The sequence below is a fragment of the Kribbella sp. NPDC026596 genome, from assembly GCF_040638415.1.
GTDB lineage: Bacteria > Actinomycetota > Actinomycetes > Propionibacteriales > Kribbellaceae > Kribbella.
Map to the genome: position 1 here is coordinate 70,918 of NZ_JBEZYF010000033.1, position 22,302 is coordinate 93,219.

The window sequence follows — 22,302 nt, forward strand, 5'->3', positions numbered from 1 at the left end:
CAAGACATGGAGCGCATCATGACAACTGTGCAAGATTCCCCGACCGCCGCGGGCTCGGGCGCGAACGCGAGCCAGAACTTCAAGGCCAGGACGCTTTCCGATGCCGGGTCGTCGCCGGAGCGCGTCAGTGCGGTAGTCACTGCCGTGCTCCAGGGCGTGCACACCGCGATCCGCGAGAACAACGTGACGTATCCCGAGTTCCAGGCGGCCAAGGCTTGGCTGATGGAAGTCGGTGAAGTGGGCGAGTGGCCGCTCTTCATGGACGTGTTCGTCGAGCACGTCGTGGAGGAAGTCGCGGCGTCGTCGCAGCGCGGCACGAAGGGAACGATCGAAGGGCCTTACTACCTCGGGGGCCAGACGCGGTTGTCTTCCTCGTGTGAGTTGCCGCATCGGCCGGACGAGAAGGGCACGCCGCTGGTGTTCTCGGGTCAGGTCCGCGACCTGGACGGGTCTCCGCTGGCCGGTGCCGAGGTGGACATCTGGCATGCCGATGCCGACGGCTACTACTCGGGGTTCGCGCCGCACCTTCCGGACGGCAATCTCCGTGGCGTCGTGGTGACGGATGCCGAGGGCAACTTCTCGATCCGGACCGTGCAACCGGCGCCGTACCAGATCCCGACCGACGGGCCGACCGGCAAGTTGATCGAGGCGGCCGGATGGCACCCGTGGCGGCCGGCTCACCTGCACCTGATGGTGCGCGCCGACGGACATCGCACCATCACCACCCAGCTGTACTTCGCCGGTGGCGAGTGGCTCGACTCCGATGTCGCCGAGGCCACCAAGCCCGAGCTGATCCTCGACCCGGTCGACGACGGCACCGGCGTACGGCGGGTGTCGTACGACTTCGAGCTCGAGCCGGCCTGATGGATCTCACCATCGACCGGCTGGAGACGGTCATCATCGACGTACCGCTGAGGCGACCACATCGGTTCGCCCGCGTCACGATGACCGCCCAGCCGGTGCTGCTGGCCTTCGTCCACACCCGCGACGGCATCGTGGGTGTGGGTGAGGGCGTGGTTCCGGGCGGTCCGTGGTGGGGCGGCGAATCGGTCGAGTCGATGAAGGTCACCCTCGACACGTACGTCGCTCCGCTGCTGCCGGGACGCCGGGTGGATCGCCTTGCGGAGATCTGGGATGACATCTGCGATCACGTCAACGCCAACCTGTATGCGAAGGCGGCGGTAGAGGTCGCCTTGCATGATGCGTGGGCGCGGTCTTTGGGCGTGCCGGTGCACGTGCTCCTCGGCGGTCTCGCGCGTACTTCGGTCGACGTGACCTGGGCGCTCGGGGCCGATCCGGAGGAGGTCGTCGTCGAGGAGGCGTTGACCAAACTCCGGTCCGGTGCGCACAAGACCTTCAAGTTGAAGATGGGTGCACTCGATCCGGAGGAGGACACGCGCCGGATCTGTGCGATCGCCGAGAAGCTGGTCGGGTCGGCCGGAGTGCGCGTGGATCTCAACGCCCGTTGGGATTTCCTCACGGCCAAGACCTACCTGCCTCGGCTCGCTGCCGCCGGGGTCGAGCTGGTCGAACAGCCGGTCCCGGGCGAACAGGTCGAGGCGCTGGCCGAGCTCAACCGCCTGCTGCCGATCCCGATGATGGCGGACGAGAGCCTGCGGACGCCTGTTGACGCTCTCCGACTAGCCGGATTGCGCGCCGCCGACATCTGGTCCATGAAGACCACCAAGGTCGGCGGGCTCCGGCGGGCCCGGGACATCGTCGCGATCGCTGCCGCCGCCGGCATCCCGTGCCACGGCGGCACCTCGATCGAAACCGGGATCGGTACGGCTGCTTCGTTGCAGTTGGCCTGCGCGGCGCCTGGCGTCACGTGGGGCAGCGAGCTCTTCGGCCCGCTGTTGTTCGCCGAAGAAGTCCTCCGCACGCCACTGGTCTATGCCGACGGCGCCCTCCAGCTGCCCAGCGGCCCCGGTCTGGGTGTCGAACTCGATCCCGACACCCTCGCCGCGTTGCGCCGCCCGTTCTTGACCAAGGAGCCGTGATGCTGTTCCACGTCCGGATGGATGTCCACCTGCCGCCTGACATGGATCCCGGTGTCCGCACTGACCTGGTCGCTCGCGAACGGTCTCGGGCCATCGAGCTGCAGGAGAAGGGCGTTTGGCCGCAGCTGTGGCGGATCGCCGGTGAGTACGCGAACTTCAGCGTCTTCGATGTGTCGTCCAACGACGAGCTCCACGACGTGCTGTCGAGCCTGCCGCTGTTCCCGTACCTGACGATCCACGTGACGCCGCTGGCTACACACCCGTCGAAGATCTGAGGGTCAGCACCACCTCGTTGCGGTGGATGGTGAGTTCGCCGCCGGCGGCTTCGGCGCAGCGGCGGGCGATGTCGAGCCCGAGGCCGGTCGAGCCGCGGTCACTGCGGCCGCGCTCACCGGCACCCAGCGGGATGCCGGGGCCTTTGTCGGCGACAACGATGCGTACGCCGTTCTGCTCGCGGGTCAGCGTGATCCGGGCCGCGGTGCCGTCGGGAGTGTGGGCGACGACGTTCTCGACCAGGGCATCCAACGCGGCGGCGAGGTCCTCTGCTGAGGAGCGGACCATCGCCGGCGGGGTCGGGAGGTCGAGGGCGAGCTCCCGGCCCTGGTCCTCGAAGAGCGGTTCCCAGAACGCGGCCCGCTTGCGGGTCACCTCGACGGCGTCGCAGTGCGGCACCCGCCCCTCGCGCTGCGGTCGGCGGGCCGCGCTGATCACCGCGGTCAGGGTTCGTTCCAGGTTGGTGACCTGGGTGTTGAGCTCCTCGGCGCTCTCGCGGTCCGGCAGGGCCTCGACCTGGAGCCGGAGCGCGGTCAACGGCGTACGGAGTCGATGCGACAGGTCGGCGACCGCCTCGCGCTCGACCGCGATCACCTCGTCGATCCGGTCGGCGAGACCGTTGAGCGCGGAACCGACCTTGGCCACTTCGGCCGGGCCGGTCGTCGGTGCGCGCGCGTCCATGTCCCCTTGCGCCAGGCGTTCCGCCGTACCGGCTGTCTCTTCCAGCGGGCGGGCGAGGCGGCGGGAAACGAGTTCGGCGCCGAGGATGCTGAGCAGGAGGACGAGCAGGCTGCCGCCGATCAGGATGAGGACGCGCGGGACGAGGCCGGCGTACAGCTCGTCGGCGGTCAGGTACAGGCAGACCGACGCCGGGCCGTTCGGGGTGTCGACGCTGACGTCGACCGCCATCCCGCTGCCGACGTTGCGATAGTCGGCGTCGCCGACCTTCGGCGGGCCTTTCTTGTTGTCGTCATCGTCGTCGTCGAAGTCCGCGGGCACCGGCTTCGGCGTCGGAACCCCGCCCGGCGGTGGGTTGCCGAGCGTCGACCCGTCGGGCATCCGGACCGAGACGGTCCCCGACCAGTCCTTGCTGACGTCCTGGAGGTACGCCGTGATGTCGTCAGCCGTGTGGTCCTTGTCGCCGACGTAGTACGCGACGGTCTCGGCCCGGTACCGCGCCTGGTCCTTGGCGTCGTTTGCCGTCGTACTGCGCAACAGAATGATCAGCGGTACGGCGAACGCCAGCACGACCAGCGTGGTCATGCCGACCGAGAGCAACAGGATCCGGCGGCGCATCGTCAGCCACCCTCGGGTGCGGCGAGCTTGATCCCGACACCGCGGACGCTGTGCAGGAAGCGCGGCTCGGCTGCCGTCTCGCCGAGCTTCCGGCGCAACCAGGACAGGTGGACGTCGACTGTCCGGTCGCCGCCGCCCCACGGCAGACCCCAGACCTCGGCCAGCAGTTCGCGCTTTGTGACCACGGCACCCGGGCGACGGGACAGCGCCAGCAGCAGGTCGAACTCCTTGCGGGTCAGGTCGACCGGGTTGCCGTCGACGGTGACCTCGCGGCTGCGCGGGTCGATCCGGAGCGCGCCGAGGTCGACCAGCGACTCGCCCTGCTGGTCCTGGCCGAGGCGGCGTAGGACCGCGCGGATCCGGGCGTCGATCTGGGCCGAGCTGAACGGTTTGATCACGTAGTCGTCGGCGCCGGCGTCGAGCAGTTTGACCACGCTGGCGTCGTCGTCGCGCGCCGTCGCCACGATCACCGGCACGTCGCTGACCGAGCGAACCATGGCCAGCACGTCCCGCCCGTCCAGGTCGGGCAGGCCGAGGTCGAGCAGCAGCACCTCCGGCCGCTCCCGGGCAACCATCGCCACCCCTTCGGCCCCGGCGGCGACGGCCGTGACGACATGCCCGGCCGCCGTCAGGGACTTCCCCAACGACGTCCGAATCGCGTCATCATCCTCGACCAGCAACACCCGCGCCATGGTGTTGAGAGTAGCTTCAGCGCCCTCAAGCGAGCCTCAAGCCGCGGTTAAGTGCCGGCCGGCGGTCTCAGGCCGGTGGTGCGGAGTTCGAGGCTCGCGAGTTCGGCGATGATCGCGGTGTCGCCGTCGCGCCAGGCTGCGACGGGGTCGTCGGAGATCTTGGCGAGTTTGTGCATGGGCTGGTTGGCCATGGCGCGGAGGGCGAACAGGTCCAGATCGGCGGCGTTGTCGATGAACTTCTGGGCTGCCGTCGCGCGGCGGGAGAACCGGATCCGGCGCGGCAACCAGATGAGCAGGGCGAACAGGATCGGCAGACCGATGGTCACCCCGGCCAGCACGTACGCCAGCTGCTCGACCGCGTGTGCCTGGTCCCGCCCGGCCTGCGCCAGCCTTCCCGCGGCGCCGGCAGCCCCGTCGACGGGCGACCGCAGCTGGTCGCCCACCACGGGAACCTTCCCGATCGGCTCCGACATCCGACGCAGATCCCCGGCCAGCCCGTCACCCGCCTCGGCCGCCTTCCGCCCCGGCGTACCCAAAGCATTCGTGATCCGGTACACCAGCAGCCCGAGCTCAACACACACCCAGACCCAGCCCACCAGCAACAGGTCCCCCACAACCTGCCCGAACCGCTGCGTCCCCACATTGGAGTAGAGCTTCACACCACATCCCTTCGCCGGACCACCCAGTGCCCGCGACCCTGCGTCGTGACACTAGCGCCCAGCGTGGCGACTCACACTCTTTGCGGAAAGAAACTGCCGCCAGACGCAGATTTCTCACCGCAAACCACGTGACGCAGCGGTCCGGGGGTGCCCGGTCCACGGGTAGCTGACGGTCGGCGTGACGGCGGTCGTCTCGCGAGCGGGCGCCGGCCCGGGGTCGTTGATCGCGCACGACACCGCAGCACGCGTGGGTGAACCACCTAGAGGGTGGTGCGGAGGTTCCAGAGGAGGGGGTAGTAGCGGAGGTCTAGGCGGCTGCGGAGGTAGCCGGCGCCGGAGGAGCCGCCGGTGCCGGGTTTGGTGCCGATCATGCGCTCGACCATGATGACGTGGCGGGCGCGCCAGGCGGCGGCGAGCTCGTCGTGCTGGACCAGGGCCTCGGCGAGCTCCCAGATCGCGGCGTAGTGGCCGCGATCACCGGCGACCTTGCGGAGTGCGTCCCGGATCGAGTCCTCGGAGTCGGTGTCGAATCCGGCCTCCTGCAGGACGCCGAGGAAGGCGTCCCAGAGCGTCGGCTCCTCCAGCCGCCGGCCGAGGCGCTCCTTCTCGACCTCGGTCAGCCCGCGGAAGCGGCGTACGAAGGACGGATCCTTGGCGCCGGAGAGGAACTCGATCTCGCGGAACTGCACCGACTGGAACCCGCTCGCCGGCGACAACCGGTGCCGGAACTCCCCGAAGTCCTGCGGGGTCATCGTCTCGAGGATGTCGACCTGCTGGGTCAGCGTGCGCTCGATGGTGTGCACGCGGCGGAGCAGGTGCTGGGCCCGCCAGAGCTCACCGGACAGCATCGCGTCGCGGGACGCGCTCATCTCGTGCAGGACCTGCTTGAACCACAGCTCGTACACCTGGTGGATCGTGATGAACAGCAACTCGTCGTGCGCGGGCGGATCCGACTCCAGCCGCTGCTGGTCGAGCAGCTCGCCCAGCCGCAGATAACTGCCGTACGTGAGCCGCCCGCCCTCCTCGCCGAAGTGCACGTCGACCCCGTCCCACCGCCCCGCAACCCCGTCCTCAGTGCTCATGAGGCCGAGACTAACGCGTTCGTGACCGGTCAGGGATTCGGTCGTTGGACCTTGGGTACGCCGAAACAAGGAGTTGCATGTCCGCCACGGTCGAGGTCGTCCCCGGACCCATCCAGGGGCCTACGCGTGAAGAGCCGCTGATCGAGGCGCTGCTGCTCGACGACTATCCGTCTTTGGTCCACCTCGCCTATCTGATCCTCCCGCCTTCGATCAGCCGGGCGCGGCGGGTGGCCGCGGCCCACGCCGTCGTGCAGCGCGCGCTCCCGCCAGGCCTCCCACTGCCCGCCCATCCGCGGGAGTTCATGCGGCACCGCGTCGTACAGGAAGCGACGCGGCAGGCGTCACAGCAGACGGCCCGCGCACGCCTGGCCGCCGTCCTCGCCCGTGCCGACGCGATGAGCTTCGAGCCGTGCGCCACCACCGTCGACCGCACCACGATCCGGCACCGCAACGAGTGCGGCCGGCGGGTCGCGATCGCCTTCACCGTGCTGTTCACCCTCGGGATCCTGCTGGCTTTGCTGACGTCTTGACGTCACGGTGACGGTCCACCTACCTTCGGTGACACCGCTCTCTTCCTACCGCCCCAGGGAGATCTGTGATGTACGTTGGAATCGTTTCCAGCCTCAGTCTGCTCGTCGCCCCTCTTGGCGCGCCGCCGCCTGCGCCCTCCACCCCGGCGGTCACCATGTCCCCTCAGGCAACGATCTGCAACAAGTACTGCGACGCCCGCGACCCCTCGCTGTCCCCCGGCGACCGCGCCCCGGTGTCGGCGACCCTGTTCGGCCGGACCATCAAGCTGCACTTCGATGACGCCGACGCGATGGGCTGGGCCTCGATCGAGAACGGCAGCCCGGGCGACGAGGTCTGGCTGGACCGTTCGATGGACGGCGGCCGCACCTGGTCCGGCGGCAGCCGCCTCGGCAACACCGCGATCCCCACCGGGCAAGGCGGTTGGCGCACCCAGATGTACAACGTCGACGACTGGAACAACCTCGGCGTCGGTGCCCTGCGCGCCTGCGGCAAGGCCGGCGATCGCGCTGACATCGCCTGTACGCCGTGGGCCCGGACCACGTGGAACGCGTGGGATCGCCGTACGGCGGCCGCCACCGCGCAGATGCAGTACTACAACCTGTCCACCGGACTCTTCGACACGACCGGCTGGTGGAACTCCGCCAACGCACTGAGCGCGGTGATCGACAACATCCGGGTCAGCGGGATGGACAGTTACAAGTACGCGATCGCGCGGACCTATGACCTGAACCTCAACGACGCGGAAGGCCAGTTCCGCAACGACTACATCGACGACACCGGATGGTGGGGCCTGGTGTGGGTCGCGGCGTACGACCTGACCGGTGAAGCGCGCTACCTGCAGACTGCTCGGGCCGACGCCGACCACATGGCGGCGTACTGGGACAACACCTGTGGCGGCGGGGTGTGGTGGAGCGAGGCGAAGACGTACAAGAATGCCATCTCCAACTCGCTCTACATCCAGCTCAGCGCGGCCCTGCACAGCCGGATCCCCGGTGACACGACGTACCTGCAGCGGGCGCAGGCCGGGTGGACCTGGTTCCAGCAGACGGGCATGATCAACGGCTCGCGGCTGGTGAACGACGGGATCGACCTGTCCACGTGCAAGAACAACGGCGACACCGCGTGGACCTACAACCAGGGTGTGCTGATCGGCGCACTCACCGAGTTGTCCAAGGCAACGAACAACTCGGCGTACCTGACCACCGCCCGGCAGCTCGCCGATGCGGCGACCACGGCGCCGTCACTGCACACCGCCGACGGCGTCCTGCGCGAGCCGTGCGAGTCGGGCGACTGCGGTGGTGACGGCCCGTCGTTCAAGGGCGCTCATGTCCGCGGGCTCGGCAAGCTCAACGCGGCGCTCTCCGACCATCCGTACACGTCGTACCTGCAGCGTCAGGCCGACCGCGCGTACGCCGCCGACCGGACGCCGATGGATCACTACGGACTGCGCTGGTACGGCCCGGTCGATCAACTCGACGCGGCTCGGCAACAGTCCGCGCTCGATCTGTTAAACGCCGCCCCCTGACCCCGGTACGTTGCGGGCGTGACCCTCCTCCACAGAGACGACTGCACGCTGAGCCTGACCGTCGGCGACCGGATCGAGTACGTGCTCGACGCCGGCGGTCAGCGGATCGTCGTCAGTACGGCGCTCGCCGGCATCGACGCACTCACGAGCTTCCTCGAGCAGACCGACGTACACGGTGCCGACGAGCCTCGGCTGGTGGCGGCGAGCCGGGCTGCGGTGGAGCGGGACGGGCTGGCCCGCTACTACCCGGCGAGCATCCGGGCCGAGCTGCGTCGCTGGTGTCACCAGGCGGGCTTGTCGTCCGACTGGGACGTCGACGGCAAGCGCACGCATCGCGAGCACATCGTTGCCGCGGTCACCCAGCCCGGGACCGGGCGCGCGGTCACGATCAGCTGGGGTCTCTGGACACCTGGCGAGGGCGACGAGTTCTCGTTCGACGAGGAGTACCGCGGGCCGGACGAGATCCTCGGTTACAGCTACGGCCTACGCCTCCCGTACGACGTCTTGCCGCAGCTGGCCGGGTACGCCGAGAAGCTCGCCGGCACGCCATCGTCCGGAGATCCCGAGGATCGGCTGATCGCGGCCTGCGAGGTGTTGCTGGACCCGCTGGCCGGTCAGGGCGCACTGCGGGACCAGGTGGAGAGCTGGTGCGCCGCCCTCGATCTGCGACCGACTCGACGCGGAACCGATCGACGGGAGACGCTGGTCGAGGCTCCGACCCGGCCGGACCAGATCGTCCAGGTGTCGTTCTCGATCGGCTCGTTCGCCAAGCGACTCGGCCTTCAAGAGGGTTACGGTACGGCGGAGGACAGCTGGCGGGACGCGCTGTACCAGCTGCAGTTCGACTACGCCGAACTCGCGAGACTCCTGCCCTGGTTGAAGAATCGCGTCGGACCGGTGGACGAACGCCTCGGTCCGGACGACACGCTCATCGCGTACTGGCGCGCGCTCGCCGAGCGTGGTGAGCTGACGCCGCGGCGACCGATGGAGGTTCGGGATCGCGTCGCCGACTGGCTGACCGAAGCCGGTGTGGAGTTCGAGCGGTACGGGTCCGCGTGGCGCGAGACGTTGCTCAAGGTTCGTCGGGCGGGCAACGATTGCATCTTCACACTGTCGCTCACCTTCGATCCCAAGGAGGGCGACAAAGGCATCACGTTCACCGAGTTCTACGACTACCTGCCGATCGGTGAAGATCCCGGCCGGGAGTACGGCTACAGCGTCCATGCGCCGTACGACGCGTTGGACACCTTGGCGAACGCCTACGCTCCGGGCGTCGACGGGCCGGCGCAAGATCGGCTGGTCGGCGCCTTCAAAAGCCTTGTCACACAAGGCGTTCTGGCCGACGGCATGGCCTTGGAGGCGAACCAGGAGCTGGTGCTACACGGCTTCGAGGCGGCCGGGGTGGAGTCGACCACGAGCGTCTGGTCCTGGATCAACTCGGACTGAGCTCGCTCATTCTCAGTTCGAAGGAATTGCCGTCCATGGGGATGACCAACCGATGCACGTGCGGGCCCCAGACACCTTCCAGCAGGTCGTCATTCACGGCTTGTTCCTCCAGGCGGCCCACACCACCTGTCCAGCTGAGGTCGACTTGTCCGCCGGCCACGGTTTCTATGCGGAGTCGGCCGGGCTCGTGGGCGACCGGCGTACCCGCGATGACGAAGTGCTGCTCGGCGGTGCCGTCCCACTCGTCCGCGATCGTGATCGCGCCCGACTCCAAACTCGCCACGCGCCGGTAGCGCGAGGCATCGGGGTAGGCGTGGGCCAGGTCCAGGGTCAGCGAGTTCTCCGTCGCCGCGACCTCCGTCGCGCGGTACTGCGCTCCGGGCGACTGATCCTTTCCGTTCAGCACCGGGACGTTGTGCCAGTCGCTTCGGACGACCCAGTGCTCGTAGCGACGGTCGGAGAAGGAGAGCGCGGTGTACGTCGGTTGACCGAGGTCGATGAGCACCGGCGTGCCGTCGAGGGCAGCGATGAACGAGCCGACGTCGTTGTGGTTGTGGTTCTCGTTGTTGTGGCCGCCTTTGATCGCGAGCGTCAGACCGCGCGAACTGCCCGCCGCTTCGCGAACAACCAGCACCTGGAGGTCAGCGAGGTAGGTCGATCGTGGGAGCGGCAGATCCGCCTTCGGTGCGGCCCACCAGGCGTTGTCGGTGAGACCGAGTAGCGCACGACCGAGGCCGGCGACCGGAGCGATGGGCAGATCCCGGTGCGCGGCGGCCTGTGCCAGCACTTCGGGGTTGTCGTGATGGCGGCCCCAGCGGTGCAGGATGTGCCAAGGCTGGTTTGGACTCGGGCGGGCGGAGCCGTCGGCCACGTTGACGTACCAGCCGTTGCCCAGAGCCATCCGTTGTGGATAGCGGGCCAGCTCGCCGAGCGGCGAACAGGTCCATGGGGCGAAGGCGCCGTCGGTGATGCGGTCGAGCAGGTCGAGAGCTTGAGCCAGGCGGGCCGGACCGTTCCACCAGTAGGCGTAGCCCTCGTCGCACCCGCCGTCGGCGGGAAGTGAGCTGAGATAGCGGTCGAGGCCCTCGATGACGAGGTCGGCGACGTCGAGCTGAACCTCGGGATCGTCCTCGAGGAAGAGCGCGGCGGCGAGGACGTGGCCGTGGATCCACGGGTTCCAGTTGCTCAGGTGGCCGGTCAGGCCGAGCCAGTGCCACCGCCTGTCGATCCGGAACGGCTCGATGATGCGCCGGCGGACCTCCCGGCGAAGGCGCCGCCGCAACCCCGGTACGCGATCGTCGAGTGCGGGACCCAGTACGACGTCGGCCCAAGCCAGGATCTCTGCGGTCTCGGCCGCACCGAGGTCCAGGTAGGGCTGGTCGGGATCGGCCAGCACCTCACGCCGCTCGGTCGCGAAGGACTCGTGCGCGGCCCAGCACCACGTGGTCTGCTCACACAGCAACATCAGTCCGTCGGCGGCCTGGTCGACGTACACCTGGTCGGCGGTCAGCGCGGCGGCCACGACCGCTGTCGCCGTACGGCGGCGTAGCTCACCGGCCGGGGTCTCGTACGGCGTGCGGGCGCCGTCACGCCAGAGGCGGGCGTAGTCGGACAGCAACGTGTGCGGCCAGGGCTCGGCGCGGTCCACGTCCGCCTCGGCCAGGATCGCCTTCACCGCGGCGGGGTCGCGGCTCCCCCACACCTCTCGGTCGGTCAGATCCGGTACGCCGGCTCGCTGCCGAGCCGATGCCACTGCCTCGGCGCGGTTCACCGCGCCAACCGCCATCCACCGTTCGGCGAGCCCCATCCGTCCTCACTCCGTCTGGCAATCGCTTGCCCAGGCACCGTAGCAGGCGGTTCCGCGCGGCGCGGAGGCGTTGGGTGACCGATCGGTAATGCCATGATGTGCGGCATGGAACTGAAGCTGTCGGCGTCGTACGACGCCACCCCCGAGGAAGTGTTCGCGATCGTCACGGACGCCACCTTCCGCGAGCAGGCCTGCGAGAAGACCAAGGCGCTGTCGTACGACGTGCAGGTGAGCGAGTCCGGCGGTGACACCATCGTCCGGGTCAGCCGGGAGATGCCGTCGAACGACGTACCGGATATCGCCCGGAAGTTCGTCGGCCAGACGCTGACCGTGGTCCAGACCGAGACCTGGCACCCGGCCGCGGCCGACGGCTCGCGGCACGCGGACGTGGCCGGTGAGATCAGCAACACCCCGGTCACCCTCAAGGGCACCGCGAGCATCTCCGCCGGCGGCGGTCAGACCGTCCAGGCGATCAACCTCGACGTCAAGGTCGCCGTCCCCCTGATCGGCAAGAAGATCGAACCCTTCGTCGTCGACGCCATCCGCTCCGGCCTGCAGAAGGAGCACGAGCTCGGGCGCGACTGGACCAACTGAGTGTCGCTGCACTGATGGGCTCATCCCCGGTGGCAACCTGAACGGAAGAGTTGCTTCGGAGGTGAGCTCGTCATGCGGAAGAAGCGTTCTCAGCCGGTCGGCGAGGATGCGCAGTACTGCGTGTTCTGTGCCACGGAGATGCCGTTCGAGCGGATCGAGGCGGCGGATCACCTGGTCGACGAGCCGGATGAGTGGATCTGCGTGAAGTGCGGATCCGCGCTGCTCGTCGACCCTCCCCTCCAGGAGCTCAACCGCACCGCCTGACTTACAGGGGTGGTCCGAAGGCGCACACCACGCGCTTCGCGTGCGCGGGGTCGAGCGCGTTCGCGACCAACTGGGCGACGGTCGGGTCGAACGCCAGTCCGACGTGACCGACCGGGTCGAGTGGGCAGGTGTCCTGGACGTACTGGTTCGCCACACCGGGCTCGCGGATGAACGACGTCTCGTGTGGTGTGACGAGGGCGTCGAAGCGGGATGCGATCACCGTGTACTTCACACCTGGCTGTGCGATCGGGCCGGCCGTCACCTGCTGTACGGCGGATCCGCCGACGATCAGGTCGTCACAGGCCGGGCAGCCGAACTGCTGCAGGACCTGGTCGACGAGCGGGCCGAGACCGAGGTAGTCACCCACGCTGACCAGGCCGCCGAACGTCGTACCGCGCGTCGGCGGCGCGAGCGCGATCACCTTGCCCACTTGACCGGCGTACCCGCGGACCTTGGGGCCGTAGATGCTCTGGAAGGCGCCCTCGGAGTGCCCGACGATGTCGACCTTGGCGGCACCGGTGGCTTGGCGGACGCGCTGGACGAAGGCTTGGATCTCCGCCGACGACTGCGCGATCGAGATCGTGCCCCCGACCGGGACCGCCGGGCTGGCCTGGCCGTAGGTGAGTGTGAACGCGCAGTAGCCCTTCGCGGCGAGGAACGGGCCGAGGTACGAGTAGTGCCGGGGCCGTTGCCGCCCAGCCCGTGCAGCAGGACCAGTGGCTCCGGATGCGCGGCCGACGGCTTACACGCCCAGTCGTCGAACCCCGACGACGGCGCGGCGCTGGCAGCGGTCGCGGTGGTGGCCAAGGCCATCAGCAGGACGGCGGCGATCAGGCCCGCGGCGGCCCTGCGAAGGCGGATTGTCATAACAGCTCCCCGTGCATGTATCGTTCGGTGACGACTGGATCACGCACAGTTGAGCACGAGTCCTGGTTATAAACAAGCTGTCGTGTTCGAAACAAGATCCCTCGGTTACGAACTCTGCACGCGGGGTAACGTCCAGCGCATGGGCAGAACCATACGGGGACTCGACGCCGGGCAACGCCGGGCCGAGCGACGCGAGCAACTGCTGGACGCGGCGCTCAAACTCTTCGCCGCCAACGGCTATCTCGGCACGTCGATCGAGCAGATCTGCAGTACGGCGTACATCGGGACGAAGAGCTTCTACGAGCTGTTCTCCAGCCGCGAGGAGTGCTACCTCGCGCTGCTGCAGCGGACGTCGGAACGCCTGGAGGAACGTGTGGCCGGCGCCGCAGCACAGGCGACCGGCAACGAACGGCAGGAGGCACCGCGGCTGCTCGCGACCTTCGTGCACGCGCTGGTCGACGACCCGCGGATCACCAAGGTCACGTTCGGCATGGCGTCCGGCATCTCGGAGGCGGTCGAGCGGCAGCGCCGGACCAACCGCCGCTGGGCCGCCGGCTTCCTCGCCCAGCTCTGGGACCGGTACGACGGACCACCGGTCGACGAGCAGCGAGCCGTCCGGCACAGCGTGGCCATCGGCCTGGTCGGCGGCATGTTCGACCTGATCTCGGACTGGCTCCTCGACGCGGACCTCACCAACAAGAAGCAGATCGAGGCCCTGATCGACGACCTGACCACCTTCTACATCACCGTCCGCCGCGGCCTCGCGATCTAGTCGAAGACGAGGGTGCGGAGGGCGACGTGGCCCTCCTCGTCGATCACGTAGTGGGCGTGGCCCTCGTGGTCGACGGCGACACCCTCCACCCGGCGGACGTCACCGAAGTGGTGGACGACCTTGCTGCCAACCACACCTCCGGCGTCTGACGGGAGCTCGAAGCGCACGTGCTCCGACGCCGCCACGGCCCCTTCCGGGTGGTCCGCGAGTACCGTGGCCGACTTGCCGGACGCGTCGAGATCACCGATGACGGCGTCGAACCGATCGCCGCCGTGGGTGTCGAGACCGCGGAACCCGGTCGGCGCTTCGACACTGCCGGCGTCACCGATGATCCAGACGTTGCCACAGCGCGGTACGGCGTTCGGGTCGTCGAACAGCTCATCCACGTTCTCGAGCTCGACCAGCAGCGGATGCCCGTCGGCGGAGACCGGGTAGCGCAGGCCCAGGAGGAGATTGCCGTTCGCGCGGAACTCGGCCGCCTCGACGTTGATCGGATGGTCCGTCGGACGGATGGTCCCGCTCCAGCTCTTCGCCTTGAGCTGTCCACGCGCGATGGTCTCCTCGACGTACGCCTGCCGACCGAGCGGTCCGACCGGCAACAACTCGACCGCCGCCAGCGCATCGTTGATCGCCCGGTGCAGCGCGAACTTGAACCGGACGATCTCCAGCTCAGCGCGTCCGCCGGCGAGGCTCTCCTCGATCGACTGCTCGCTGACCCGGGCGATCCAGGAGCGCTTGGCCGAGAGCGGGCCGGCCTTCTTACCGAACTGCGATCCGACCAGGTACACGTACCCGTCCCGGGACGCGCACGCCTCGGCATCCTCGGTCTTCCCCGCGTTCAGCCCCGCGTCGGTGAGGATCCGCTGCGCCGCCCAGCCCTCGTCGAGCGGCGCCCCGGCGGCGTGCACGAGCAGCGCCGGCGCATCCTCGGCTGTCGCCTCGTCCAGGACGGTGACGAAGGCCCGGTCCCAGCCGTGCCGCGCAAGCACGTCCGGTGTGAAGACGCGGCACAGGTCGGAGGCTTCGTTGGGCTCGAGGTGCAGATCGGTCTCATGCATACCCGGGAAACGACGCGGCAGGAGCTGACTACTCCCACCGAACGCCGATTCCCGGGACATCCCCGAGCCTTTCCAGGGTCAGCCCTGGTGCGGGTAGCGGTAGTCCGTCGGCGGCGCGAAGGTCTCCTTCATCGACCGCGGCGAAGCCCAACGAATGAGGTTCCACATCGACCCGGCCTTGTCGTTGGTCCCGGACGCCCGAGCCCCACCGAACGGCTGCTGCCCGACAACCGCGCCGGTCGGCTTGTCGTTGACATAGAAGTTCCCCGCCGCGAACCGCAGGTAGTCCGCAGCCTCCGCCACCGCGCGCCGGTCCTGCGCGATGACCGCACCGGTCAGCCCGTACGGCGCCGAGTGCTCCATCTGCCGCATCACGGTGTCGTAGTCGGCGTCGTCGTACACGTGCACACCGAGGATCGGACCGAAGTACTCGGTGGTGAAGATCTCGTCGGTCGGGTCGTCGGACACCAGCAGCGTCGGGCGAACGAAGTACCCCTCGCTGTCGTCATAGGTGCCACCGGCAACAACCTCGACCGCGTCGGAATTCCGCGCGCGGTCCAGCGCCGCCTTGTGCTTGGCGAACGCGCGGTCGTCGATCACCGCGCCGATGAAGTTCGACAGATCGGTGACGTCACCCATGGTCAGCGACTCGGTCTCGGCGACCAGGTCGTCGCGGATCCGGTCCCACACCGACCGAGCGACGTACGCACGGGACGCGGCCGAGCACTTCTGCCCCTGGTACTCGAACGCGCCGCGCACCATCGCGGTCTTCAGGACCGCCGGATCCGCCGACGGGTGCGCCAGGATGAAGTCCTTGCCGCCGGTCTCGCCGACCAGCCGCGGGTAGGTCTTGTACGCCGCGATGTTCGTGCCGACCGTGCCCCACAGCGACTGGAAGGTCCGGGTCGAGCCGGTGAAGTGGATGCCGGCCAGGTCCGGGTGGGTCAGCGCGGCCTTGCTCACGTCGATGCCGTCGCCGGTGACCAGGTTGATCACGCCGGCCGGCAGACCCGCGGCCTCGAACAGCCGCATCGTCCAGTGCGCCGCGAACTGCTGCGTCGGGGACGGCTTCCAGACCACGGTGTTGCCCATCAGCGCCGGCGCGGTCGGCAGGTTGCCGGCGATGGCGGTGAAGTTGAACGGCGTGATCGCGTAGACGAAGCCCTCGAGCGGCCGGTAGTCGACCCGGTTCCACACACCCGGGGACGAGATCGGCTGGTCGCTGACGATCTGCCGGGCGAACGCCACGTTGAAGCGCAGGAAGTCGATCAGCTCACAGGCGGCGTCGATCTCGGCCTGCTGGATCGTCTTCGACTGACCCAGCATGGTCGCCGCGTTCAGGGTGTCGCGCCACGGACCCGCGAGCAGGTCCGCCGCCTTCAAGAAGATCGCCGCCCGGTCGTCGAACGACAGCGAACGCCACGCCGGCGCCGCCGCCAGCGCCGCCACGACAGCCGCACGCCCGTCGGACTCGGTCGCGGTGCCGAGAGTGCCGAGCACGTGCGCGTGCTTGTGCGGCTGGACCACGTTGACCGGCGCGCCGCCACCCAGCTTCTGCTCGCCACCGATCGTGCAGGTCAAGTCGATCGCACCCGCCGCGGTGAACTCCTTGAGCTTCGCCTCGAGGCTCGTGCGCTCGGCCGAACCGGGCGCATACCCCTTCACTGTCTCGTTGGCAGGCGTCGGAACGACGGTGACGGCATCCATGCTGCGGGGCTCCTCGATCGTGTGGTGGACCGTAGTGGGACACGCCGGGTGCGGGTGGCCAGGCGTGCGCCTTCATGGTGCCACGACAGGCCCGTCGACCACGAACGCGACTGGTCTACCTATTCGTAGCATATACTACAGAGCAACGCACTCTCTGTCGGAAACCCTACTGCCGCCACGGCATGTGCTGGAGGGCCCACGTATTGCCGTCGGGGTCCTGGAACCAGGCGTAGAAGACGCCGCCGAGGTCCTCGGTCTCGCTGACCTCGACGCCGCGCTGGATCAGTTCCTCGCGGGCGGCCTCGATGTCCTTCACCACGAGGTGCAGGCCGCGAAGGGTGCCGGGTGGCATGTCGAGCTGCGGCAGGCCGGTGGCCAGGGTGATCGAGCAGTAGGAGCCCGGCGGCGTGAGCTGGACGATGCGTACGCCGTCGGCCGGCGAGACGTCGACATCGACGTGGAAGCCGGCCTGCTCTGAGTAGAACCGTTTGGCCCGATCGACGTCGGTCACCGGCACCGGGACGAGCTCCAGCAGGTACGCACCCGGTGTCACCACCGCGGCGGTCGGATCGACCGGAATCTCCGACGCGTCCTGGGGAACCTCGGTCGTGGTCGGCGGCTGCTCGCTCATGCGGACTTCTTCGCGGTCTTCTTGGCGGTCTTCTTCGCCGGGGCCTTCTTCGCGGCCGCGGCCTTCTTGGCCGGAGCCTTCTTGGCAGCGGCCTTCTTCGCGGGCGCCTTCTTGGCCGCCTCGGCGTCCGCGGATCCACCGGCGCGGCGTGCCTTGGCGGCCTCGACCGAGGCCCGGAGCGCGGCAACCAGGTCGACGACCTCGGCGCCCTCGGACTCCTCCTCCTCGGCCTCCGGCAGCGGGACACCCGCCGCCTTCGCCTCGACCACCTTCTCCAGCGCCTGCCGGTACTCGTCGTGGTACTGCTCCGGGTCGAACTCGCCGCGCAGCGTGTCGATGTACGACGACGCCATCGCCTTCTCCTGGGAACGGATCTCCACGTCCTCGGGCGGCGCGGCGAACGACGCGTCCCGGACCTCGTCCGGCCACAGCATCACCTGCAGCACGAGGATGTCGTCGACCGTCCGCAGCAGGCCGAGGCTCTCCCGCGACCGCAGGGCCACCTTGACCAGCGCGTACAGCTCGGAGCCGTCGAGCGCGTCCCGCAGCAGCACGTACGGCTTGGCGCCCGGCCCGCCGTCGGCCTGCAGGTAGTAGGACTTGCCCAGGTACAGCGGGTCGACCTGGTCCGACGGCACGAACTCCAGCACGTCGATGACCTTCTTGCTGGACAGCGGCAGGTCAGCGAAGTCGTCCGGCTCCAGCACCACCATCCGGCCGTCCGCCATCTCGTAGCCCTTGCCGATGTCGGAGTACGGCACTTCCTCGCCGTCGATCGAGCAGATCCGCTTGTACCGGATCCGGCCGCCGTCGGCGACGTGCACCTGGCGGAACGAGATGTCCTTCTCCTCGGTCGCCGAGAACACCTTGATCGGGATCGTCACCATCCCGAACGAGATCGCACCCTTCCAGATCGCCTGCATCGCCATCAGCCCCCTGTCAGTTCACGCCGTTGAGCCCGCGGGGTCCCTCCGCGGCCAACAGGTCCGGGATCTCTTGTGTCGCATACCACAGCAGGTCTTCACCCTCGCACGAATCGAGGGCGAAAACCGCGTCGTCGTCACCATTCTGGGCCGCTTCCCACAGGTCAGCCGCCTTCCCGACCACCGCCGCGGCACCGGCCGCGTCCAGGTGGACAGCCGCGACCTTCGTCCACGGGATGACCACCTGCAGCTCCAGCCGGGCGTCTCCCAGGTCGACCGACCCGTCGGCAGGCGGTACGGCGCTCACCTCGACCGCGACCACCACGCGCCTCCGCGCCGTGTCCGGATCGGCCGCGAGCAGGCCCACCGAAGCACGGGCCGCCTGCGCCATCGCGGCGTACTCGAGCTCTTCGTCGTCACCCTCGGCGTACCACTCCCGCAGCGCGGGCGTCACGGCGTACGCGGTCAGCGGGGCCGGGCCGAACTCGCCGGCGTGGCACGCGACGTCGAGCAGCCGCAGCGTGGATGGGATGTAGACCCTCATGAGTCCGCCTTCTTGGTTGTCGCGCGGGGTTTCTTCCGGCCCCGGGAAGCCCGGTTCCGGCTGCCCCTGGTGGTGTCGAGCAACTCGTCCAGCGCATCCGTCACACATTGGGCGAAAACAGCCAGGTCCGGCATCGCGGTGCGGTCCGCGTTGAGCCCGTAGAACACCTTCCCGTCGTACGACGTGACGCCGACGGACAGCCCTTGTCCGGGCATCAGCGGAACCACCGGGTACGACGCCAGCATCGGGGCACCCTGCGCGTACAGCGGGAACTGCGGTCCGGGCACGTTGGTGATCACCACGTCGTCGATCGGCCGGACGGTCGTGGTCGCGACCCGGGCGGCCAGCGCGTGCAGCGTGGTCGGGGCGAACCCGGCGATCCCGACCAGCGACCGCGCGCTGACCGCGCGGCCGGTGTCCTTGTGCACCTTGGTCTGGTACGAGATCTGGTGCATCCGCATGACCGGGGAGTTCTCCCCGACCGGGAGGTTCACCGTGGAGGCGATCACCGAGGAGCCGAGCGACGTCGGTTCCTCGTCCTCGTCGTCACGGATGCTGACCGGGACCACCGCCCGCACGCTGCGGGTCGGCCCGACGCCCTCACCGCGGGTCATCATCCAAGCCCGGAACGCTCCGGCGACGACCGCGAGGACCACGTCGTTCACCGTGCCGCCGTGGGCAGCCCGGACGGTCCGGTAGTCCTCCAGGTCGGTCTGCACGGTGGTGAACCGGCGCTGACCGGACGTCTTCACGTGCAGCGAGCTCTCCTGCACATGGCGCTGCGCGACCAGCGAGCCGACCACGTCCCCGAGCACCTCGCGGACCGACGTCGACCCGGTCAGGCTGGCGATCTCGGCCCGGGCCAGCTCCAGTACGGCGGTGGGGTGGCGGGTGGCGTCGGTGAACACGCCGGCGAGCAGCTCCAGCGCGGACGGTGGGTGCTTGGGCTCCCAGGTGTCGGTCGGGGTGTCCCGGGGGTGTGCGGTCGCGTCCAGCACCACCTGGCCGATGTCGACCGTGCTGTTGCCGTCGACAAGGGCCTGGTGGGACTTGGCGATGATCGCGAACCGGTCACCTTGCAGGCCCTCGACCAGGTACATCTCCCACAGCGGCCGGGCCCGGTCCAGCCGGCGGGACATGATCCGGGCGACCAGCTCGAGCAGCTGCGCGTGGGTCCCCGGCCGCGGCAGGGCGGAGCGCCGTACGTGGAAGGTGATGTCGAACTCTTCGTCGTCCACCCAGACCGGGCCGGCGAACCGGCCAGGCACCTGCTGGACCCGCTGCCGGTACCGCGGCACGAAGGTGATCCGGTCCCGGATCAGCGCGACCAGGCGCTCGTAGTCGAACCCGTCGCCGGAGTGCACCGGCGGCTCGAAGATATCGACCGTCCCGACGTGCATCGGGGTGGCCGGGGATTCGGCTTTCAGGAAGGTGAGATCCAGCGACGTCAGCCGATCGGGCATCCGGTCACCTTCCTCTCTGCTCGAAGCTCTGTCTCGTCACCCTAACGGGCCGCACGGACAGTGGGCTGCGACACTGGCCGTACGGGAACACTGAGCTATCCGTGTTCGTCAGGCAAGAGGGTGTGTCCCGCACCCTGAGAACTTCACAGACCCCTTGAAAGGCCCCTCGACAATGCGTTCGACGCTCGCTCGCGGTACCGCCGCGGCTCTTCTGCCTACCCTCGGCATGCTGGTCCTGGCCGGCTGTGGTGGAGGCGATTCCGACAGCGGCTCGAGCACCCCGTCGCCGAGCGCCCCCGCGAGTACGCCGGCCAGCGTGCCGACGATGACCCCGACGCCGGGCAAGCCGAACGCCAGCTCTCCGTCGAACACCGCGGACCCGTCCGGTGAGCAGGCCGACGTGACCATCAACGTCACCGTTGCCAACGGCAAGGTCAACCCGAGCGGCGCGACCATCAAGGTGAAGGCCGGCCAGACCGTGCTGGTCACCGCGGTCAGTGACGCGGCGGACGAGGTGCACATCCACGGCTACGACAAGGAACTGCCGCTCACCCCGGGCAAGCCGGCCTCGGTCAAGTTCACCGCGAACATGAAGGGCACCTTCGAGATCGAGACCCACGAGAGCGACAAACTGGTCGCCAAGCTAGTCGTCTCGTGAGTACTCCATTGGATTGCCGCGCCTCCGGCACGGCGCGGTCATGGGGCCTTGGCTCCCGGCCTTCCCTCGTCACTCCGGTCGCTTCGCTCCCTCCGTTCCTCAGTCCAGGCCGGGAGGCCCCATGACCGGCCTGCTTCTGCCGCTCCACGGAATCGGTGGGCGGCAGGACCTGCCGGTTCCGTTCGGCCTCGCGGTCGGTGGCGCCGCGGTGGCGGTCGCGGTCTCGTTCGTCGTGCTCGGGCTGGCGTGGCGGAGTCCGAAGTACCGGGGTAACGCATCCGGGAAGCCGTTGCCTGCCGCAATCACCCGGACGGTCGACGCGAGCTGGTTCCGCTGGATCGTCCGGCTCGTCGGCCTGGCGATCTTCTTCTATGCCATGGTGTCGCTGATGTTCGGCGTGGACCGGCTGACCAACCCGATCTTCGGGTTCATCTACATCCTGCTCTGGGTCGGGCTGGTGCCGATCTCGCTCGTGTTCGGCCCGATCTGGCGGACGCTGAACCCGCTCCGGACCCTTCACCTGCTGCTCTCCAAGGCGCTGCGGCAGCCGCCGTCGAAGGGCGTCCTCCAGCTCCCCGCCTGGGCCGGTCTCTGGCCGGCCGCGCTGGGCATCTTCGCGTTCACCTGGCTCGAACTGGTCGCGCCGGACCGCGCCACCATCCCCGTCCTGCAGGCGTGGCTCGCGCTGTACTTCGTGATCACGCTGTTCGGCGCGATCCTGTTCGGCGACCGGTGGTTCTCGACCGGCGACCCGTTCGAGGTCTACGCCACGCTGATGTCCCGGTTGTCCCCGTGGGGCCGTCGTACCGACGGCGCCCTGGTGGTCCGCCGCCCGCTGGAGAACCTGGACGGCCTCAAACCGCAGCCCGGCCTCGTCGGCATGGTTGCGGCGCTCCTCGGCTCCACGGCGTACGACGGCTTCTCGAACTCGTCGGCGTGGATCGGCTGGGCACAGAACCAGGACATCTCGATGACCTGGCTCGGCACCGCCGCGCTGATCGTGTTCATCCTGTTCGTGCTGGTCACGTACTCCGGCGCCACCCTGCTCGCCGGCCGGCTGTCGGACAGCTCCCGTACGGCGCTCCCCGGTCTGTTCGCGCACTCCCTCGTCCCGATCGTGCTCGGGTACGTCGTCGCGCACTACCTGACCCTGTTCATCCTGGAGGGGCAGCGGACGCTCATCTACCTGAGCGATCCGCTCAGCGACGGCGCCAACATCTTCGGCACCGGACTGCTCGCGGTGAACACCGGCATCACCAACCACAGCACCACGATCGCGGTCATCCAGGTCCTGGCCGTGGTCTGTGGGCACCTACTCGGTGTCATCTCGGCGCACGACCGTGCTGTCGCGCTGTTCCCCCGTAACAAGGCACTGATCGGTCAGCTCCCGCTGCTGATCGTCATGGTCGGCTACACCTGCGGCGGTCTGCTCCTACTGTTCTCTTCGTGATGTACACGGTCGTCGAACGCACCCACCTCCGAGAACTGCTGGTGGAGGCCGCCCGGTCCG

The 22,302-nt window shown here is 68.8% G+C and carries 23 protein-coding genes and 1 pseudogene; 11 read left to right on the forward strand and 13 right to left on the reverse strand.

Translation table 11 applies throughout. The features are described 5' to 3' along the window. Positions 1–18: 18 nt before the first annotated feature. The 3 genes from catA to catC are packed head-to-tail and all read left to right on the forward strand — an operon-like array spanning position 19 to position 2,275. Complete coding sequence (catA, locus tag AB0E63_RS25985) at positions 19–864, forward strand: catechol 1,2-dioxygenase (RefSeq protein WP_360371343.1); 846 nt, start codon at positions 19–21, stop codon at positions 862–864. Beyond that, a complete protein-coding gene (locus AB0E63_RS25990) occupies positions 864–2,000 on the forward strand; it encodes a muconate/chloromuconate family cycloisomerase (RefSeq protein WP_360371346.1) in 1,137 nt (378 codons plus the stop codon). The genes catA and AB0E63_RS25990 overlap by 1 nt, the downstream gene beginning before the upstream one ends. Next, complete coding sequence (catC, locus tag AB0E63_RS25995; RefSeq protein WP_360371349.1) at positions 2,000–2,275, forward strand: muconolactone Delta-isomerase; 276 nt, start codon at positions 2,000–2,002, stop codon at positions 2,273–2,275. The genes AB0E63_RS25990 and catC overlap by 1 nt, the downstream gene beginning before the upstream one ends. Here catC and AB0E63_RS26000 read toward each other — a convergent pair. The 4 genes from AB0E63_RS26000 to AB0E63_RS26015 all read right to left on the reverse strand — a co-directional run bounded on the left by AB0E63_RS26000 (position 2,253) and on the right by AB0E63_RS26015 (position 6,002). Further along, a complete protein-coding gene (locus AB0E63_RS26000) occupies positions 2,253–3,569 on the reverse strand; it encodes a HAMP domain-containing sensor histidine kinase (RefSeq protein WP_360371352.1) in 1,317 nt (438 codons plus the stop codon). The two genes, catC and AB0E63_RS26000, sit on opposite strands and share 23 nt — an antisense overlap. Positions 3,570–3,571: 2 nt before the next feature. Beyond that, positions 3,572–4,261 carry a response regulator transcription factor gene (locus AB0E63_RS26005; protein ID WP_360371355.1) on the reverse strand — a complete coding sequence of 230 codons (690 nt, stop codon included), beginning with the start codon at positions 4,259–4,261 and terminating at the stop codon, positions 3,572–3,574. Between the two features lie 47 nt (positions 4,262–4,308). Then, positions 4,309–4,920: a hypothetical protein gene (locus AB0E63_RS26010; protein ID WP_360371358.1), complete on the reverse strand. Its 612-nt coding sequence runs from the start codon at positions 4,918–4,920 to the stop codon at positions 4,309–4,311. Between the two features lie 260 nt (positions 4,921–5,180). After that, positions 5,181–6,002: a tryptophan 2,3-dioxygenase family protein gene (locus AB0E63_RS26015; protein ID WP_360371361.1), complete on the reverse strand. Its 822-nt coding sequence runs from the start codon at positions 6,000–6,002 to the stop codon at positions 5,181–5,183. A gap of 77 nt (positions 6,003–6,079) precedes the next feature. Here AB0E63_RS26015 and AB0E63_RS26020 point away from each other — a divergent pair, with 77 nt between their 5' ends. From AB0E63_RS26020 to AB0E63_RS26030, 3 genes are all read left to right on the forward strand, one after another. Further along, positions 6,080–6,532, forward strand: a complete 453-nt coding sequence (locus AB0E63_RS26020; protein ID WP_360371364.1) for a hypothetical protein — start codon at positions 6,080–6,082, stop codon at positions 6,530–6,532. Between the two features lie 68 nt (positions 6,533–6,600). Then, positions 6,601–8,058 carry a glycoside hydrolase family 76 protein gene (locus tag AB0E63_RS26025; RefSeq protein WP_360371367.1) on the forward strand — a complete coding sequence of 486 codons (1,458 nt, stop codon included), beginning with the start codon at positions 6,601–6,603 and terminating at the stop codon, positions 8,056–8,058. A gap of 18 nt (positions 8,059–8,076) precedes the next feature. Further along, a complete protein-coding gene (locus tag AB0E63_RS26030; RefSeq protein WP_360371370.1) occupies positions 8,077–9,504 on the forward strand; it encodes a hypothetical protein in 1,428 nt (475 codons plus the stop codon). Here the strand turns inward: AB0E63_RS26030 and AB0E63_RS26035 are convergent. After that, positions 9,491–11,311, reverse strand: a complete 1,821-nt coding sequence (locus AB0E63_RS26035) for a heparinase II/III family protein (RefSeq protein ID WP_360371372.1) — start codon at positions 11,309–11,311, stop codon at positions 9,491–9,493. The two genes, AB0E63_RS26030 and AB0E63_RS26035, sit on opposite strands and share 14 nt — an antisense overlap. Positions 11,312–11,416: 105 nt before the next feature. Between AB0E63_RS26035 and AB0E63_RS26040 the strand changes: the two genes are divergently transcribed. Together AB0E63_RS26040 and AB0E63_RS26045 are read left to right on the forward strand one after the other, a co-directional pair. Further along, positions 11,417–11,905 carry a DUF2505 domain-containing protein gene (locus AB0E63_RS26040; protein WP_360371375.1) on the forward strand — a complete coding sequence of 163 codons (489 nt, stop codon included), beginning with the start codon at positions 11,417–11,419 and terminating at the stop codon, positions 11,903–11,905. Positions 11,906–11,977: 72 nt separating this feature from the next. Next, complete coding sequence (locus tag AB0E63_RS26045) at positions 11,978–12,169, forward strand: hypothetical protein (RefSeq protein ID WP_360371377.1); 192 nt, start codon at positions 11,978–11,980, stop codon at positions 12,167–12,169. 1 nt (position 12,170) lies between these two features. Here AB0E63_RS26045 and AB0E63_RS26050 read toward each other — a convergent pair whose 3' ends face one another. Together AB0E63_RS26050 and AB0E63_RS26055 are read right to left on the reverse strand one after the other, a co-directional pair. Continuing rightward, complete coding sequence (locus AB0E63_RS26050; protein WP_360371380.1) at positions 12,171–12,599, reverse strand: hypothetical protein; 429 nt, start codon at positions 12,597–12,599, stop codon at positions 12,171–12,173. A 69-nt stretch (positions 12,600–12,668) separates the two neighbouring features. Further along, positions 12,669–12,758, reverse strand: a pseudogene (locus tag AB0E63_RS26055) (lipase); the annotation flags it as partial. Positions 12,759–13,175: 417 nt separating this feature from the next. On the opposite strand from AB0E63_RS26055, the gene AB0E63_RS26060 reads away from it, so the two are divergent. Beyond that, entirely contained in the window at positions 13,176–13,808 is a 633-nt protein-coding gene (locus tag AB0E63_RS26060) for a TetR/AcrR family transcriptional regulator (RefSeq protein WP_360371383.1), read from the forward strand. On the opposite strand, the gene AB0E63_RS26065 is transcribed toward AB0E63_RS26060, so the two are convergent. The 6 genes from AB0E63_RS26065 to AB0E63_RS26090 form a co-directional block, all read right to left on the reverse strand. After that, positions 13,805–14,866, reverse strand: a complete 1,062-nt coding sequence (locus AB0E63_RS26065; RefSeq protein WP_360371386.1) for a hypothetical protein — start codon at positions 14,864–14,866, stop codon at positions 13,805–13,807. The genes AB0E63_RS26060 and AB0E63_RS26065 overlap by 4 nt on opposite strands. 78 nt (positions 14,867–14,944) lie before the next feature. Then, positions 14,945–16,573 (reverse strand): L-glutamate gamma-semialdehyde dehydrogenase, encoded by a 1,629-nt coding sequence (gene pruA / locus AB0E63_RS26070; RefSeq protein ID WP_360371388.1) that lies wholly within the window; start codon positions 16,571–16,573, stop codon positions 14,945–14,947. Positions 16,574–16,739: 166 nt separating this feature from the next. Then, positions 16,740–17,204: a VOC family protein gene (locus AB0E63_RS26075; protein WP_360371391.1), complete on the reverse strand. Its 465-nt coding sequence runs from the start codon at positions 17,202–17,204 to the stop codon at positions 16,740–16,742. After that, entirely contained in the window at positions 17,201–18,133 is a 933-nt protein-coding gene (locus AB0E63_RS26080) for a Ku protein (protein WP_360371394.1), read from the reverse strand. The genes AB0E63_RS26075 and AB0E63_RS26080 overlap by 4 nt, the downstream gene beginning before the upstream one ends. A 10-nt stretch (positions 18,134–18,143) precedes the next feature. Beyond that, positions 18,144–18,671: a hypothetical protein gene (locus tag AB0E63_RS26085; protein WP_360371397.1), complete on the reverse strand. Its 528-nt coding sequence runs from the start codon at positions 18,669–18,671 to the stop codon at positions 18,144–18,146. Further along, entirely contained in the window at positions 18,668–20,134 is a 1,467-nt protein-coding gene (locus AB0E63_RS26090; protein ID WP_360371400.1) for a wax ester/triacylglycerol synthase family O-acyltransferase, read from the reverse strand. The genes AB0E63_RS26085 and AB0E63_RS26090 overlap by 4 nt, the downstream gene beginning before the upstream one ends. A gap of 172 nt (positions 20,135–20,306) precedes the next feature. On the opposite strand from AB0E63_RS26090, the gene AB0E63_RS26095 reads away from it, so the two are divergent. Continuing rightward, positions 20,307–20,792 (forward strand): cupredoxin domain-containing protein, encoded by a 486-nt coding sequence (locus AB0E63_RS26095; protein WP_360371403.1) that lies wholly within the window; start codon positions 20,307–20,309, stop codon positions 20,790–20,792. Positions 20,793–20,913: 121 nt separating this feature from the next. After that, positions 20,914–22,242: a hypothetical protein gene (locus tag AB0E63_RS26100; protein ID WP_360371406.1), complete on the forward strand. Its 1,329-nt coding sequence runs from the start codon at positions 20,914–20,916 to the stop codon at positions 22,240–22,242. The last annotated feature ends 60 nt before the right edge of the window (positions 22,243–22,302 follow it).

Bases quoted from the DNA above. Each gene is read 5' to 3' on its own strand.
- catA (WP_360371343.1), top strand. From the start codon at position 19: ATGACAACTGTGCAAGATTCCCCGACCGCCGCGGGCTCGGGCGCGAAC.
- AB0E63_RS25990 (WP_360371346.1), top strand. From the start codon at position 864: ATGGATCTCACCATCGACCGGCTGGAGACGGTCATCATCGACGTACCG.
- catC (WP_360371349.1), top strand. From the start codon at position 2,000: ATGCTGTTCCACGTCCGGATGGATGTCCACCTGCCGCCTGACATGGAT.
- AB0E63_RS26000 (WP_360371352.1), bottom strand. From the start codon at position 3,569: ATGCGCCGCCGGATCCTGTTGCTCTCGGTCGGCATGACCACGCTGGTC.
- AB0E63_RS26005 (WP_360371355.1), bottom strand. From the start codon at position 4,261: ATGGCGCGGGTGTTGCTGGTCGAGGATGATGACGCGATTCGGACGTCG.
- AB0E63_RS26015 (WP_360371361.1), bottom strand. From the start codon at position 6,002: ATGAGCACTGAGGACGGGGTTGCGGGGCGGTGGGACGGGGTCGACGTG.
- AB0E63_RS26020 (WP_360371364.1), top strand. From the start codon at position 6,080: ATGTCCGCCACGGTCGAGGTCGTCCCCGGACCCATCCAGGGGCCTACG.
- AB0E63_RS26025 (WP_360371367.1), top strand. From the start codon at position 6,601: ATGTACGTTGGAATCGTTTCCAGCCTCAGTCTGCTCGTCGCCCCTCTT.
- AB0E63_RS26035 (WP_360371372.1), bottom strand. From the start codon at position 11,311: ATGGGGCTCGCCGAACGGTGGATGGCGGTTGGCGCGGTGAACCGCGCC.
- AB0E63_RS26040 (WP_360371375.1), top strand. From the start codon at position 11,417: ATGGAACTGAAGCTGTCGGCGTCGTACGACGCCACCCCCGAGGAAGTG.
- AB0E63_RS26045 (WP_360371377.1), top strand. From the start codon at position 11,978: ATGCGGAAGAAGCGTTCTCAGCCGGTCGGCGAGGATGCGCAGTACTGC.
- AB0E63_RS26060 (WP_360371383.1), top strand. From the start codon at position 13,176: ATGGGCAGAACCATACGGGGACTCGACGCCGGGCAACGCCGGGCCGAG.
- AB0E63_RS26065 (WP_360371386.1), bottom strand. From the start codon at position 14,866: ATGCATGAGACCGATCTGCACCTCGAGCCCAACGAAGCCTCCGACCTG.
- pruA (WP_360371388.1), bottom strand. From the start codon at position 16,573: ATGGATGCCGTCACCGTCGTTCCGACGCCTGCCAACGAGACAGTGAAG.
- AB0E63_RS26075 (WP_360371391.1), bottom strand. From the start codon at position 17,204: ATGAGCGAGCAGCCGCCGACCACGACCGAGGTTCCCCAGGACGCGTCG.
- AB0E63_RS26080 (WP_360371394.1), bottom strand. From the start codon at position 18,133: ATGGCGATGCAGGCGATCTGGAAGGGTGCGATCTCGTTCGGGATGGTG.
- AB0E63_RS26085 (WP_360371397.1), bottom strand. From the start codon at position 18,671: ATGAGGGTCTACATCCCATCCACGCTGCGGCTGCTCGACGTCGCGTGC.
- AB0E63_RS26090 (WP_360371400.1), bottom strand. From the start codon at position 20,134: ATGCCCGATCGGCTGACGTCGCTGGATCTCACCTTCCTGAAAGCCGAA.
- AB0E63_RS26095 (WP_360371403.1), top strand. From the start codon at position 20,307: ATGCGTTCGACGCTCGCTCGCGGTACCGCCGCGGCTCTTCTGCCTACC.
- AB0E63_RS26100 (WP_360371406.1), top strand. From the start codon at position 20,914: ATGACCGGCCTGCTTCTGCCGCTCCACGGAATCGGTGGGCGGCAGGAC.